The organism is Komagataeibacter xylinus, assembly GCF_004302915.1.
GTDB classification, from domain to species: Bacteria; Pseudomonadota; Alphaproteobacteria; order Acetobacterales; family Acetobacteraceae; genus Komagataeibacter; species Komagataeibacter xylinus_C.
In genome coordinates this window covers 325,569-340,137 of the sequence record NZ_QQBI01000001.1, presented here as the reverse complement: position 1 = coordinate 340,137, position 14,569 = coordinate 325,569, and the positions used below count along the sequence as shown (strand labels likewise).

The following is a 14,569-nucleotide window of genomic DNA, read 5'->3' as shown; positions in this document are numbered from 1 at the left end:
CGCCCCTCCGGCCTTTTTTGTTGCGCCCTGAGGCAGGGCTCAGCCGCGGGGCGCGATGCGGGCGGTCTTGCGCAGGCTGACCAGATCCACGCCGAGTTCTTTCACGGCCACTTCGAACACCTTGAAATGCGGGGTGGCGAGATGGGTCTCGAAGGCGGCTTCATCATCATAGACTTCCACCAGGATGATGGTCTGCGGGTCATCGAGCGGGCAGACGGCCTCAAAGCGCTGGCAGCCGCTTTCATCGGCCACGGAATGGGCGCTGTCATAGGCGCAGAGTTCGAGGAAGTGGTCACGGTGCTCGGCGGGAACGCGGAATTCGGCCACGATGGTCAGCGGGCTGGTCATGAAGGGATCATCCTTTTTACGTTACAGGCCCAGAACGTAATGCCTGCGGTGGGCGGTGTCATGGTGTGCACAACCATGGCGCATTTTCATGGATTGACTTGGCGCATCCGGTCATGTCAAGTCAGCTTTGTCGACACGGGAGAGACTGGCCCCGCGCCAGCGCCGAAGGAGCAACCGCCCCGGAAACTCTCAGGCCAAAGGACCGGTCGGCCAAGACTTCTGGAAAGAGGTATCCGTAACCCGGATGCCCGCCGACGGGATAGCGATCTCAGGCACATGCGACAGAAGGGGCACTTGGAATCCACACAGGATTCGACAGGAGTCCCGCATGCCTGCACCGTTCGTTACCGTGTTCCCCGCATTTTCCCCGACCTGTTCCGCTGGCGCGTTTCGTGCCTGCCCGCCCGCATGCCTGCCATGCAGGGCCGCGCGCGTGCCTGTGGACCCGCACAAGGCCCTGCCCGCATGACCCAGCCCCTGCTGCGCACCCCGCTTTACGACCTTCATATCGAACTCGGCGCCCGCATGGTGCCGTTTGCAGGCTATGACATGCCGGTGCAGTACCCCGCCGGCGTCATGGCCGAGCACCTGCACACGCGCGGTCAGGCGGGGCTGTTCGATGTCTCGCATATGGGGCAGGTGCGCATCCGCCCGCGCTCGGGCAACATTGCCGATGCCGCTGCAGCACTCGAGGCGCTGGTGCCTGCCGATATTGCGAGCCTCAAGCCCGGCCGCCAGCGCTATGCCGTGTTCACCACCGATGATGGCGGCATCAGCGATGACCTGATGGTCACCAACATGGGCGAGTGGCTGCTGCTCGTGGTCAATGCTGCCTGCAAGGCGGCCGATTTCGCCCATGTGCACAAGGCCCTGAATGAAACCTGCATGGTCGAGATGCTGGATGGGCGCGCGCTGATCGCACTCCAGGGGCCTGCAGCCGAGGCAGCCCTTGCTGCCCTGAACCCCGCAGCTGCCGCCATGCGCTTCATGGATGTGGCGGAAATGGACCTTGCGGGCGTGAACTGCATCGTCTCGCGCTCGGGCTATACCGGTGAGGACGGGTATGAAATCGGCATGGCCAATGAGGGGGCCGAAACCGTGGCCCGCGCCCTGCTGGCCCAGCCCGGTGTGGCCCCTGCGGGCCTTGGCGCGCGTGACAGCCTGCGGCTTGAGGCGGGGCTATGCCTGTACGGCGCGGATATCGACCTGACCACCACCCCGGTGGAAGGTGCGCTGGAATGGTCCATCCAGAAAAGCCGCAGGCCCGGTGGCGCGCGTGCGGGTGGCTACCCCGGCGCGCGGATCGTGGCCGACCAGCTGGGCGATGGCACGACGCGCCGCCGTGTGGGCCTGCGCGCCGAAGGCCGCGCCCCGGTGCGTGGTGGCGCGGAACTGTTTGCCGATGAGGCGGGGCAGGTGCCCGCCGGTCGTGTGACGTCAGGCGCGTTTGGTCCCAGCGTGGGTGGCCCCGTGGCCATGGGCTATGTGGCTGCCGACCATATGGCGGTGGGCACGCGGCTGTTCGCCAGCGTGCGCGGGCGGCTGCTGCCTGTGGCGGTCGTGGCGCTGCCCTTCGTGCCCGCTACGTTCAAGCGCTAGTTTTTGCTGTTTTTTCAAACCCATATTCACATCAAGGAAGCACGGACATGACCGTCTATTACACCAAGGAACACGAGTGGCTGCGCGTTGAAGGCAATGTGGCCGTGGTCGGCATTACGGCGCATGCGGCCAATGAACTGGGCGAAATCGTGTTCTCCGAAGCCCGCGACCCCGGCACCACCGTGGAGCAGGGCGATAGCGTGGCGGTGGTCGAATCCGTCAAGGCGGCATCCGACATCTATGCCCCCGTCACGGGCGACGTGCTGGCCTTCAATGATGCGCTGACCGATGACGCGGCCCTCATCAACCGCGACCCCGAGGGCGAAGGCTGGATCGTGCGCATGACCATTGCGGACGCCACCCAGCTTGAAGGGCTGATGGATCACGCCACCTACACCGCGCTGGTTGGCTGATTTCTCTTTCCCCCGTTCCCATCTCTGACGGAGTATGCTGGCCGTGACGTCTTCTTCCTGCGGTTCTTCTTCCCTGTGGCAAGATACGGGCGCTGACGCCGGGGCGTTCTGCGCCCGGCATGTCGGCCCCGATGCACATGACGTGGCGGCCATGCTGCGCGTGGTGGGGGCGGATACGCTCGACACCCTGATGGCCCAGACCGTGCCCGGTTCCATCCGCCTTGATGGCGCCATGGGCCTTGGCGCGGGCGTGCCCGAGCATGTGGCGCTGGCCCGGCTGCGCGGCATGGCAAGCGAAAACCGGGTGCTGACCTCGCTGATCGGCCAGGGCTATTACGACACCATCCTGCCCGGCGTCATCCAGCGCAACGTGCTGGAGAACCCGGCGTGGTACACCGCCTATACGCCCTACCAGCCCGAGATCAGCCAGGGGCGGCTCGAGGCGCTGCTCAATTTCCAGACGCTGGTGATCGAACTGACCGGGTTCGACGTGGCCAATGCCTCGCTGCTCGATGAAGGCACCGCCGCCGCCGAGGCCATGGCCATGGCCCGCCGCGTGGCCAAAAGCAAGGCGCAGGCTTTCTTTGTCGATGCCAACTGCCATCCGCAGACCATCGCCGTCATCCGTACCCGCGCCGAGCCGCTGGGCTGGCAGGTCGTGGTGGGTGACCCCGCCACCGACCTCGATGCGCAGGCCGTGTTTGGCGCGGTGTTCCAGTATCCCGGCTCGACAGGTGAACTGCGCGACCCGCGCCCGTGGATTGAAAAGCTGCACGAAGCCGGTGCCATTGCCGCCCTGTGCGCCGACCCGCTGGCGCTGATGCTGCTGCAAAGCCCCGGCGCATTGGGGGCCGATATTGCGGTGGGTTCCATGCAGCGCTACGGCATGCCCATGGGGGCCGGTGGCCCGCATGCGGCCTATATGGCGGTGCGCGATGCCTTCCGCCGCAACATTCCCGGCCGCATCGTGGGCGTGTCGATCGATTCGCGCGGCAAGCCCGCCTACCGCCTGGCGCTCCAGACACGCGAGCAGCACATCCGCCGCGAGAAGGCGACATCGAACATCTGCACGGCGCAGGCGCTGCCCGCCATCGTGTCGTCCATGTATGCGCTGTATCATGGACCGGTGGGGCTTAGGGCCATTGCCACGCGCATCCACAAACTCACCACCATCCTTGCCGCTGGCCTGCGCGCGCTCGGCACCGAGGTGGTGACGCAGGCGTTCTTTGATACCGTGACGGTCAGCACCGGCGCACAGACCGATGCGGTCATGGGGCGTGCGCTTGATGCGGGCATGAACCTGCGCCGGGTCGATGGCGCGCATGTGGGCATCAGCCTTGATGAGACCACCACTCCGGACACGGTGCGCGCCATATGGGCGGCGGTCAGTGGCGATGCGGCCCGCGTGGCACAGGTCGAGGCCGGGCTTTCCACCGCAGGCAGCACCATCCCCGAAAGCCTCGTGCGCACGGGCGAACTTCTGGCCCAGCCGATCTTCTCGGCCTGCCAGTCGGAAACCGACATGCTGCGCTACATGCGCCGCCTGGCTGATCGGGATCTGGCGCTCGACCGCTCCATGATCCCGCTGGGCTCGTGCACCATGAAGCTCAACGCCACGGCGGAGATGCTGCCGATCACGTGGCCCGAATTCTGCAACATCCACCCCTTCGCGCCAGCCGAGCAGATGCGCGGCTATGCCCGCCTGTTCATTGATCTGGAGCGCATGCTGTGCCAGATCAGCGGCTATGCGGCGGTCTCGCTCCAGCCCAATTCCGGCGCGCAGGGCGAGTTCGCGGGGCTGATGGCCATTCGCGGCTACCATCGCGCACGTGGCGATGTGGGGCGTGATGTATGCCTCATCCCGGCTTCGGCCCATGGCACCAACCCGGCCTCGGCCCAGATGGCGGGCATGAAGGTGGTGGTCGTGGCATGCGACAGCAACGGCAATGTCGATATTGAAGACCTGAAGGCCAGGATTGCAAAGCACGCCGATGCGCTGGCCGCGATCATGATCACCTATCCCTCGACCCATGGCGTGTTCGAGGAGAACGTGCGCGAGATCTGCGAACTGGTGCACGCGGCAGGCGGGCAGGTTTACGTTGATGGCGCGAACCTCAACGCGCAGGTGGGCCTTGCCCAGCCGGGCGTGTATGGCGGCGATGTCAGCCACTTCAACCTGCACAAGACCTTCTGCATTCCCCATGGCGGCGGTGGCCCCGGCATGGGGCCGATCGGGGTGGGGGCGCATCTGGCTCCCTACCTGCCGGGTGCGCCGCAGGATGGCGGGGCCAACGCCATTTCGGCCGCGCCCTTCGGCTCGGCGGATGTGCTGCCCATTTCGTGGATGTACATGGTCATGATGGGGGATGCCGGGCTGAAACGCGCCACCGAGGTCGCGATCCTGAACTCCAATTACATCGCCACCCGCCTCGCGGCCCATTACCCGGTGCTGTACCAGGGGGCCAATGGCCGTGTTGCGCATGAATGCATCATCGACCTGCGCCCGCTCAAGGACGAGACGGGGGTGACGGTCGATGACATTGCCAAGCGGCTGGTTGACCATGGCTTTCATGCGCCCACGGTCAGCTTTCCGGTTGCGGGCACGTTCATGATCGAGCCGACCGAGTCCGAAAGCCGGGCCGAACTGGACCGCTTCTGTGATGCGATGATTGCCATCCGCAAGGAAATCAGCGCGGTTGCGGCTGGCGAACTCACCATTGAGGAAAGCCCCCTGCGCCATGCGCCACACACCGTGCGCGACCTGACCGACCCCGACTGGACGCGGGCCTATGACCGCGCGAGCGCCTGCCTGCCCGGTGCGGTGCATCCGGCGAGCAAATACTGGTCGCCCGTCAACCGGCTGGACAATGCCTATGGCGATCGCAACCTGATCTGCTCCTGCCCCGATATGAGCACTTACGAGGCCTGACAGGCTGATTTAAAAAACAGTAAAAGTTTTTGGGTGCCACCTTTTTTTTAAAGGCGGCATTTTTTTAAGCTTTTTGAAAAAAGCTTCACCAAAAACTTCCTTATGTTTCCAAGATGTTTTCTGGATTGCCGTTTCAGGAAACCTCTGTGGGGCTGATTGCGCCGGGCCGGTTAGTCTATATATCTGCAAGGATATAATAACCGCTCAGGGGACAGGATTGTGAACTGGGGCAGATGCACTGTAGCCACGGGGGCGCTGGCATGCGTCATGGCAGCGGGCCTCGCGGCCCATCCCGCCACGGCGCGCGAAATTACCGACATGGCAGGCCACGTGCAGGCCGTGCCCGACCATCCTGCCCGCATTGCCGATCTGTGGTTTGCCCATAACGAACTGCTGCTGATGCTTGGTGGCGTGCAGCAGATTGTCATGACGGTGGACAGCCCGCAGGCACGGCCGTGGATGTACCGGGTGTTTCCGGCACTTGCGCAGGCGCGGGTGGTCAACGGGCCGCAGGTCAATGCGGAATCCCTGCTGCGCGATCAGGTGGATCTTGTATTCGTGCCGCAGGCCTCGGCGGCCATTACGGCGTTTGGCGCGGTGGACATTCCGGTGCTGGTCTCCTCGTTTCAGGATGTCGATGGCCTGCTGCGCGTGGTGGACATGACGGCGGCGGCCCTCGGCACCGAGCATGCGCACGCCACCGCCACCCATTACCGCACCATGATGAAGCAGACGGTCAATGACGTGCGCGAGCGTCTTGCCAACGTGCCCGGGGCGGCGCGCCCGCGCGTGCTGCACATCCAGTCGCTGCACCCGCTGCGGGTGGATGGGGCGGGCAGCATCGTGGATGAATGGATCACGCTGGCCGGGGGCCGCAATGCCGCAACCGGGGTGAGCGGCAACATGAAGCCGGTCACGCCCGAGCAGGTGGCAGCGTGGAACCCTGATGTCATCATCCTCGGCCCTGATTGCGGCACCATCGATCCCGCTGCCGATGGCGGGCTGTGGCAACGGTTGGACGCCGTGCGCAACGGGCTGGTCCATGCCAACCCATCTGGCGTGTTCCCGTGGGATCGCTACGGTAGCGAACTGCCGCTGCAGATCAGCTGGGCGGCGAAAACGCTGCACCCCGACCTGTTTGACGACATCGACCCCGTGGCGCTGACGCGCGACTTCTACCGTACCTATTTCCACTACAACCTGACCGAGGACGACGCGCGGCGCATCCTTGCAGGCCAGCCGCCGCAGCCCGTGCCGGGCAGCGCCCCTTGAGGCTGCGCGGACTGACGGCTGCGGCACTGGCGATTATCGTGCTGGTGGGGCTTGCGGTTTTCTCGGCCTGTATCGGGCGCTTTGCGGTGCAGCCCGCGCAGGTGCTGCACGCGCTGGCCGCAAGCCTGGGGCTGGTGGCACAGGCCGATACACCACAGGCGCATATGGTGCATAGCGTGGTGTTTGGCGCCCGCCTGCCGCGCATTGGCGGGGCGATCTGCGTGGGGGCTGCCCTTTCGGTAGCGGGGGCCGCGTATCAGGCGGTGTTTCGCAACCCGCTGGTCTCGCCGGGCCTGCTGGGCGTGCTGGCGGGGGCGGGCACCGGGGCGGCGCTGGGCATTGTGTGGGGGCTTGGGCCTGCCGGTGTGGGCGGGCTGTCCTTTCTGGGTGGCCTGCTGGCGGTGGCCTGTGGCGTGGGGGTGGCGCATCTGTTCGATGCGGCGTCGATGCTGATGCTGGTCTTTGGCGGGCTGATCAGCTCGGCGCTGTTCACGGCGCTGCTGTCGCTGCTCAAATACATTGCCGACCCGCAGAACCAGTTGCCGGACATCGTGTTCTGGCTGCTGGGCAGCCTCACGCAGGTTACGCCGCATGCGCTGGGCGTCATGGTGGGGCCGGTTGTGGTGGGCATCGTGCTGCTCAGCGCCTGCGGGCGCATGCTCGATGGCCTGGCCATGGGCGATGAGGAGGCCCGCACGCTGGGCATTCCGGTCATGGCGCTGCGCTATGGCGTGATTGGGGCGGCCACCGTGCTGGCGGCGCTCACGGTCTCGGTTGCGGGCATGATTGGCTGGGTGGGGCTGGTGGTGCCGCATGTGGCACGCCTGCTGGTGGGGCCATGCAACATGCGCGTACTGCCCACGAGTGCCTGCCTTGGCGGCATGTTCCTGCTGGTGTGCGATGATCTGGCGCGCACGCTTTCAGTTGAGGAAATTCCCGTGGGCCTGATTGCCGACCTGCTCGGTGTTGCGCTGTTCGTGGCCGTGCTGCCGCTGCTGCGACGGGGGTGGCGGGCATGAGTGTCGTGCTGTGCATGGATCATGTCAGTTTCAGCCATGCCGGGCGCATTGTGCTGCATGACCTGTCATTTGGCATCAGGGCAGGGGAGATGGCCGCGCTGCTCGGCCATAACGGCGCGGGCAAGACCACGCTCTTGCGCCTGCTGCTGGGGCTGGCGCGACCGGGGGCAGGGCAGGTGCTGCTGGAGGGCCGGCCCATGCAGGCCTGGTCACGGCGCGAGGTGGCGCGGCGCATCGCCTATGTGCCGCAGGGGCATGTGCCGCTCTTTCCCTATAGCGTGCGCGATATTGTGGGCATGGGCCGCCTGGCGGAAACGCCCTTTGCACCGGGCCTGCCCCGCCATGACCGCGATGAGGTGACGCAGGCCCTGCATGCGCTGGGCATCATCCATCTGGCGGACAGGCCCTATACCCAACTTTCAGGCGGGGAGCGGCAGGCGGCCCTGCTGGCCCGCGCGCTGGCGCAAGGTGCGCGCACGCTCATTCTTGATGAACCGGAAACCGGGCTGGATTACGGGCAGAAGCAGCGGCTTTACGCCCTGCTGCAAAAGCTTGCCGCGCAGGGGCATGCCATCGTGGCCACCACGCATGACCCGCTTGCCGCTGCCTGCGTGTTCGGCCGTGCCATTGCGCTGCGACAGGGGCGGATCATGGCCGACGGGCCTGCGGCCGAGGTGCTGGGGCCTTCCATGCTGGAACGGCTTTACGCCCCACGCGAAACCAGACCCCTGGAGTAAAAGTTTTTGGTGAAGCTTTTTTCAAAAAACTTCAAAGAACGCCGCCTTTTTGAAGAAAGAGGGCACCCAAGAACTTCTGTTTTTCATCACGATTATTCCGCGACCGGAGCGCTTTTCTGGAGCTGGTCAGCAAACCATACCGCCCCCCATGCGTCTGCCTGATATCCCCTTCAAGCAGGACGTTTTCCCATGAAAGCACTGACCTGGCAGAAAAAAGGCAAGATCACCTGCGAAAGCGTGCCTGATCCTGTCATTATGGATGGGCATGACGCCATCATCAAAGTAACGGCCTGCGCCATCTGTGGCTCCGACCTGCATCTGATGGATGGCATGATGCCCACCATGCAGTGTGGCGACATCCTTGGCCACGAAACCATGGGCGAGGTGGTGGAGGTGGGGCGCGACAACACCCGCCTTACGGTAGGTGACCGGGTTGTGGTGCCCTTTACCATCTCGTGCGGGGCGTGCCGTCAATGCAAATGGGGCAACTGGAGCTGCTGTGAGCGCACCAACCCCAATGGCCGCCAGCAGGCCGAGACATTTGGCTACCCGCTGGCGGGACTGTTTGGCTATTCGCACATCACGGGTGGTTTTCCCGGCGGGCAGGCGGAATACCTGCGGGTGCCGCATGCCGATATTGGCCCGATCATTGTGCCCGAAGGGCTGAGCGATGATCAGGTGCTTTTCCTGTCCGATATCTTCCCCACCGGCTATCAGGCCGCAGAATACTGCGACATTACGCCCGAGGCCGAAAAGACCATCGCCATATGGGGCTGCGGCCCGGTGGGGCAGATGGCGATCCGCTCATGCTTCCTGCTCGGGGCCAAGCGGGTTATCGCCATAGATGAAGTGCCCGAGCGGCTGGCCATGGCACGCGCTGCGGGCGCCGAGACAATCGATTTTGGCACCGAGAACATTCAGGAGACCCTCGTTGCCATGACCCACGGGCTGGGGCCGGATGCGGTGATCGAGGCGGTGGGCATGGAAGCCCATGGCGCGGATACCATGATGCAGAAGGTCGGCTCGGCCCTGCTCTCGGCCACCACGCTCGAGCGGCCCTTTGCGCTCAACCAGGCCATTCTGGGCTGCAGACCCGGCGGCATCGTGTCGATGCCCGGCGTTTACGCAGGTGCGCTCGGGCCGGTCATGATCGGGCTATTGATGAACAAGGGCCTGACCCTGCGCACGGGCCAGACCAATGCCCAGAAATACCTCCAGCCCCTGCTTGAGCGCATCCAGAACGGCGAGATCGACCCCTCCTTCGTCATCAGCCATCGCTCCGCCAACCTTGAGGAGGGGCCTGCGCTTTACGAGAAATTCCGCGACAAGAAGGATGACTGCATCAAGGTGGTGTTTTACCCGCATGGGGGCAGTCATTGAGGATGCCAGGTGGAATGGCAGAGGGCTGCTATCCGCGGATCACCACCGTAGTGTGGTCGTGAAATACAGGACGAAGCACATCGCATCGCATGGATCACGCCCAGCTTCCCTTTCGGCATCAAGCCTGCGACGGAAGCCGGCCTGACCTTCGGCAAGGAAGTCGAAAGGCTCCGGAAGGGATTCAGATTGCTCAAGCGAAATGCGGGCTGAATGCTCAGCCTGGTCCTGCCACGATAGACCGGAGGGCATGAACCTGCAGGGGTTTGTTTCAATGTAATGGAGTTCACAGATGGCATCAGGAAAGCGGAACTGTCATTGTCCGCCGATATTTGCCACGCTCGCGCGCTGCCTCCTCGATTATGAAAGGGATACCGGAAAGCGGCCAGGCCCATTCATTTCCGGAAATGTGCCGCACTGCGGCAAGGAGACACACACGGGCATGCCGCCGAGGCTCGTGCCACCTGTCTGTTTGCGCGCGCACCTGACCGGGCAGGCCTGATCAGGCCTCCTTCAGTTACAGCGCTGACATGATGGTCACGCCCTGCCGCGCCATGCCAGAAGGCACAGCGCCTGCATGCAGACTGCGCCCAGTGGCAGCCACACAAATCCTGCCATGATCCATGCGCACAGTCCCGGTGGCTGCGCAGCCCCACCCTCGATGTAATGGCCCTGTGACAGGAACTGCGCCAGAACGAATCCGGTCAGCCCCATTGCCAGTTTCGTGACCCATGTGTTGATCGAATACGCTAGGCCAGCTGCTCCGGTCGAGGTGCGCGGATCACCATTATCCACGGCTTCCGCCAGTAAGGTGTAATACAGCGGAGACATCACGCCCTGCGCCAGCGCCAGAAGTGCTACGGACAGCAAGAAACCAGCCATGGATGCACCCGCCGCAGCCATCATCAGGTAGGCCGCCCCCTGCACGCTCAGGCATATGATGCCGCTGCGGACGCTGCCCACGCGCCGGGCAAGCGGAAGGCAGGCGGGCACGCCTGCAAACAGCAGGACGGTGATGAAGGTAATGATATTGGCGCCCAGCTGCTCCGTGCCACCCAGAATGGTGCGGGCGTAATACAGTACAAACCCGAACAGGGCCGCCTGCCCCACGAAATAAAAGAATGCGAGCAGGTTGCTCAGCACCCAGTGCCGGTTTCCACAAAGATGGCGCAGCGTGACCATAAGGTTCTGCCGGACGGGTGCTGGTGGATGCCGCACGGTGCAGCCACGCGCCACGCACAGCCACAAAAAGCTGCCCAGAACCGACAGCGCCAGCACATAAACCGCCATGCCATAGCGGTGTTGCGCCGCACTCTCGCCCCCACCCAGCCATGTGATGGCAGGAATGGTCAGCAGCGCCACAAGCAGCGATCCGGCCTGACAACCCATCATGCGGAAGGCATTAAGGCCAACGCGCCCTGTAGCAGAGCGGCTTATCATGACGGCCAGCGCACCATAGGGCGTATTGATGCAGGAATAGATGGCGCCAAACACGATATAGGTTGCTCCAGCCCACATGACTTTCCCCATGGGGGAAAGTGGCAGGGCCAGAAAACACAGGAAGCCCGTCAGGCCAAAGGGAATGGCAAGGAAGCGGATCAGGCGCGGCACGATCAGACCGCCGATGCGGTCAACACCATAGCCGATGGCCGGATCGCAGAAGGCATCGACAACACGCGCCACCAGCAGTATCCACGATACGGCAGGCAGCGGCAGGCCATATATATCCGTATAATAATACATCAGGTAAGATGATGTCATGCCCCACATCATGTTGGAGGCAGCATCCCCACAGCCGTAGGCCATCTTTTCCTTTACGGAAAGCGCCTGCCTGTTTTCCATCATCCTGCTTTCCATGAAATGCCAGTTCAGGCGCACGCTATCATGTGGCTGTGAAACGACAAGGCGACGGAATGCCGGACCGCGCCCGTTTCCACCGTCTGGCCCGCGCGTCCTTACAGGTTGGCCGTCAACTGGATGCCAAGCACGGCGGCATCATGGAAGGTTGTGGTGGCGCCGGGGTGTTGCAGGTACTGGAAGTCAAACTGCATGGTGGTGGAATTGCGCAGCACGTGCGTGCTGTAGAACGCTTCGTACACATTTTCCCAGTGCTGCACGCCCCATACCGGCCCCCACTGGTTGCTCAGGTAGGGCAGGCCCAGCGCGCGTGATGATTCCTGCTGCAATGACAGCGTGCTGCTCATGTCCATGTGCTGGAACATGGCCCCGATCTGGTCCTGCCTGCGGTGCCACGGCGAGCCTGATTCGACAAGGCCGAGCCATTCATGGTCACGCATGGCCACGAGGTTGCCCTGCGAATAGCCGGCACCCCCCACCGCCACCAGCCCCTCCGCCACGCCGGGGCCATTGCGCACCAGCATCTGGTCGAACATGAACCACGCCGTGCTCATGCCTGCCTCATAGCGGCGCGGCTGGCCCGTAAGCTGGAAGGAGTTGCCATGAATATCGGCATAGAGGTTGGGGTAGCGCGAATTGTCATACCACGCGCCAAGCTTGTAGTTGCCGCGCAGCGAATGCTTGCCAAACCACGGCATCCAGCCCAGTTCGACCTGTGATGTGACCTTGCTCATCCCGCTCTGGGCCAGCGCCCAGCCTGAAATGCCGCCGTTATAGGAATGGGGTGACACCATGAAGATGCCCCCCATGAGATAGACTTTCTTGGCCGGGAAGACGCGCAGCACCCCGCCCAGATTGCCCGAGGGCCAGTCACGCCCGCCCGGCACGTATTTGCCCGGCGCGAAATTGCTGCACACCGACACGTTCATGAAAGAACAGGCCACGTAGTCATAGGCAAAGAAGCTGCCGGTCGGAATGTCACCGCCGGAAACAACGATCCGTTTGTGCAGGAACGTCTTTTCGGCATACAGCGCCACCAGATGCGCCACCACATTGCCGCGCCCGCCATAGATCTGCTCGGGGTTGGTGACCGAATCACCCAGGTTGTAGCCAAAGTTGCGGCCGTGGCCGTTGATGACGAGCATGTGGGTCCATAACCCGCTTACATGCGCAAGCCGCTGCCAGTCGATATCGAGTTCACCGGCCACCTGGCCTGCCAGCACGTCGGAGCGCGTGCGCCCGCCGCGCACGTTGCCCATGAATTCTTCATTGACTGCAAAGTTGAGGTACAGGCCATGCCTGTTCAGCCACCGGCGCGCACCAAACCACTGGCCTAGCAGATGCGGCGCGCCGTGCAGGGTGGGCACCTGCGGGTCAACCACGGCGTTGCCCCATCCTTCAAGTGGAAAGGCATGGGCGGAATAGGGTTCAAGCTCGACGGGCAGGGATTTGGAGGTTTCACTCTGGGCAAACGCATCATCAATGCAGATCACGACTATGAAAATCAAAGCAATCGATGTCAGTATTTGCTTCACGAGGAATCCGTTCCAGAATTTCCCGATAATTGCATTATTTTCATAATTGACTTCAAATTATAAAATCTAATTAATTTGTAATATTTTGCACATATTTAATAAAGTGAGCGTGAATTGATGTAAAATCCGCGCTATTTAAAATAAAATTATTAACAAATGTTCATGAATATATATTTCTGGTAACTTTCCGCCCATCAAACATGCCTGAAGTCGCAATCAGCAGAAGCCTGTGCTGCAAAGCAGGCCATGAACACGTCAGGGATTGATAAAAGTATTTTTCAGAAGAAGAATAGCCAAAAAAGATACATTATCCTGCCAGCAGGCGGCCTTGAAAATATATATATGTATTTTTTACCTGGAAAGATATCGAAGCGTTTTAATGATAAAGAAATTTCTGGTGGGCTTTTTTCAAAACACCCCAAAAGAATGCCGCCTTTTTTAAAAAGGCGGCACCGGGAAACTTTTGTCTTTTATCCTCACAGGATTACTGTGCAGGCGGCTGACCGGCTTCGGGCGTCTCGTCCGCTTCGGTGGCGGGGGGCTCGTCCCGTTCAACCACCTTGATGGAATCACCCACCAGCCCCTTGGCGAATGCCTCGGCGGAGAAGGGGCGGAGATCCTCGGCCTGTTCGCCCACGCCCACCAGATGCACCGGCAGGCCGAACGCATCGGCGAGCGCCACCACAATGCCGCCACGCGCCGAGCCATCGAGCTTGGTCACCACAAGCCCGGTCACGTTGACCAGTTCCTTGAACACCCGCACCTGCTCCACCGCGTTCTGCCCGGTGGTGGCATCGAGCACCAGCAGCACGGAATGGGGCGCGCTTTCATCAAACTTGCGCATGACGCGGATGATCTTGGCCAGTTCCTCCATCAGTGCGCTCTTGTTGTGCAGGCGGCCCGCGGTATCGACCAGAAGCAGGTCAGCCTCTTCCGCCGTGGCGCGCTTGAGGGCCTCGAACGCAAGCCCCGCCGCATCGGCATTGGGCTTGCCCGCAATCACCGGCACGCCGGTGCGCTCGCCCCACACCTGCAACTGCTCGACGGCGGCAGCGCGGAAGGTATCGCCCGCCACCATCATCACCTTCTTGCCCTGCTCGCCATAATAGCGGGCCATCTTGCCAATGGTGGTGGTCTTGCCCGTGCCGTTCACGCCCACCACCAGCACCACATGCGGCTTGTGCTTCGGGTCTGGCTCGAACGGAATGGCGACGGGCTGGAGGATGGTGGCAATTTCCTCTGCCAGCGCAGAGCGCACTTCCTCGTCGGTCACTTCCTTGCCGAATTTGGAACGGCGGAAGGACTCGATCACCTTGCCCGCAACGCTGGGCCCAAGATCGGCGGAGATCAGCAGGTCTTCGAGGTCCTCGAGCGCCTGGTCATCAAGCTTGCGCCGGGTAAAGACGGCGGTCAGCCCGCCGCTGAGTTTCTGCGTGGAGCGTGAAAGCCCCGCCTTGAGACGTGAAAAGAAGCCAAGAGCCAT

General features: G+C 62.7%; 12 protein-coding genes and 1 riboswitch. Of the genes, 8 read left to right on the top strand and 4 right to left on the bottom strand.

Annotated elements, in window-relative coordinates; all coding sequences use genetic code 11:
* Window positions 1-39: 39 nt before the first annotated feature.
* Window positions 40-348 (bottom strand): antibiotic biosynthesis monooxygenase family protein, encoded by a 309-nt coding sequence (locus DV027_RS01515; protein ID WP_130730188.1) that lies wholly within the window; start codon window positions 346-348, stop codon window positions 40-42.
* A gap of 126 nt (window positions 349-474) precedes the next feature.
* A riboswitch (glycine riboswitch) is annotated at window positions 475-562 on the top strand.
* A gap of 114 nt (window positions 563-676) precedes the next feature.
* Here DV027_RS01515 and DV027_RS17350 point away from each other — a divergent pair.
* The 8 genes from DV027_RS17350 (at window position 677) to DV027_RS01480 (ending at window position 9,697) form a co-directional block, all read left to right on the top strand.
* Window positions 677-817, top strand: coding sequence for a hypothetical protein (locus DV027_RS17350; protein ID WP_165399085.1), 141 nt, complete (start codon window positions 677-679; stop codon window positions 815-817).
* The gene (gcvT, locus tag DV027_RS01510) at window positions 814-1,947 is read left to right on the top strand and encodes a glycine cleavage system aminomethyltransferase GcvT (protein WP_130730187.1); all 1,134 of its coding nucleotides are present in this window, start codon (window positions 814-816) and stop codon (window positions 1,945-1,947) included. The genes DV027_RS17350 and gcvT overlap by 4 nt, the downstream gene beginning before the upstream one ends.
* A gap of 47 nt (window positions 1,948-1,994) precedes the next feature.
* The gene (gene gcvH / locus DV027_RS01505; protein ID WP_110569413.1) at window positions 1,995-2,360 is read left to right on the top strand and encodes a glycine cleavage system protein GcvH; all 366 of its coding nucleotides are present in this window, start codon (window positions 1,995-1,997) and stop codon (window positions 2,358-2,360) included.
* A gap of 34 nt (window positions 2,361-2,394) precedes the next feature.
* A complete protein-coding gene (gcvP, locus tag DV027_RS01500) occupies window positions 2,395-5,289 on the top strand; it encodes an aminomethyl-transferring glycine dehydrogenase (RefSeq protein WP_130730186.1) in 2,895 nt (964 codons plus the stop codon).
* A gap of 267 nt (window positions 5,290-5,556) precedes the next feature.
* On the top strand, window positions 5,557-6,561 hold the full coding sequence (locus tag DV027_RS01495) for an ABC transporter substrate-binding protein (RefSeq protein ID WP_207303392.1): 1,005 nt from the start codon (window positions 5,557-5,559) through the stop codon (window positions 6,559-6,561).
* A gap of 2 nt (window positions 6,562-6,563) precedes the next feature.
* On the top strand, window positions 6,564-7,580 hold the full coding sequence (locus DV027_RS01490) for a FecCD family ABC transporter permease (RefSeq protein WP_408884441.1): 1,017 nt from the start codon (window positions 6,564-6,566) through the stop codon (window positions 7,578-7,580).
* Window positions 7,577-8,317 carry an ABC transporter ATP-binding protein gene (locus DV027_RS01485; protein WP_408884440.1) on the top strand — a complete coding sequence of 247 codons (741 nt, stop codon included), beginning with the start codon at window positions 7,577-7,579 and terminating at the stop codon, window positions 8,315-8,317. Before DV027_RS01490 ends, DV027_RS01485 begins: the two co-directional genes overlap by 4 nt.
* A 189-nt stretch (window positions 8,318-8,506) precedes the next feature.
* Entirely contained in the window at window positions 8,507-9,697 is a 1,191-nt protein-coding gene (locus DV027_RS01480) for a zinc-dependent alcohol dehydrogenase (protein ID WP_130730183.1), read from the top strand.
* Between the two features lie 534 nt (window positions 9,698-10,231).
* Here the strand turns inward: DV027_RS01480 and DV027_RS01475 are convergent.
* The 3 genes from DV027_RS01475 to ftsY form a co-directional block, all read right to left on the bottom strand.
* Complete coding sequence (locus DV027_RS01475; protein ID WP_130730259.1) at window positions 10,232-11,536, bottom strand: MFS transporter; 1,305 nt, start codon at window positions 11,534-11,536, stop codon at window positions 10,232-10,234.
* A gap of 113 nt (window positions 11,537-11,649) precedes the next feature.
* Window positions 11,650-13,086, bottom strand: a complete 1,437-nt coding sequence (locus DV027_RS01470; RefSeq protein WP_242621681.1) for a carbohydrate porin — start codon at window positions 13,084-13,086, stop codon at window positions 11,650-11,652.
* 484 nt (window positions 13,087-13,570) lie between these two features.
* On the bottom strand, window positions 13,571-14,569 hold the full coding sequence (gene ftsY, locus DV027_RS01465; protein WP_130730181.1) for a signal recognition particle-docking protein FtsY: 999 nt from the start codon (window positions 14,567-14,569) through the stop codon (window positions 13,571-13,573).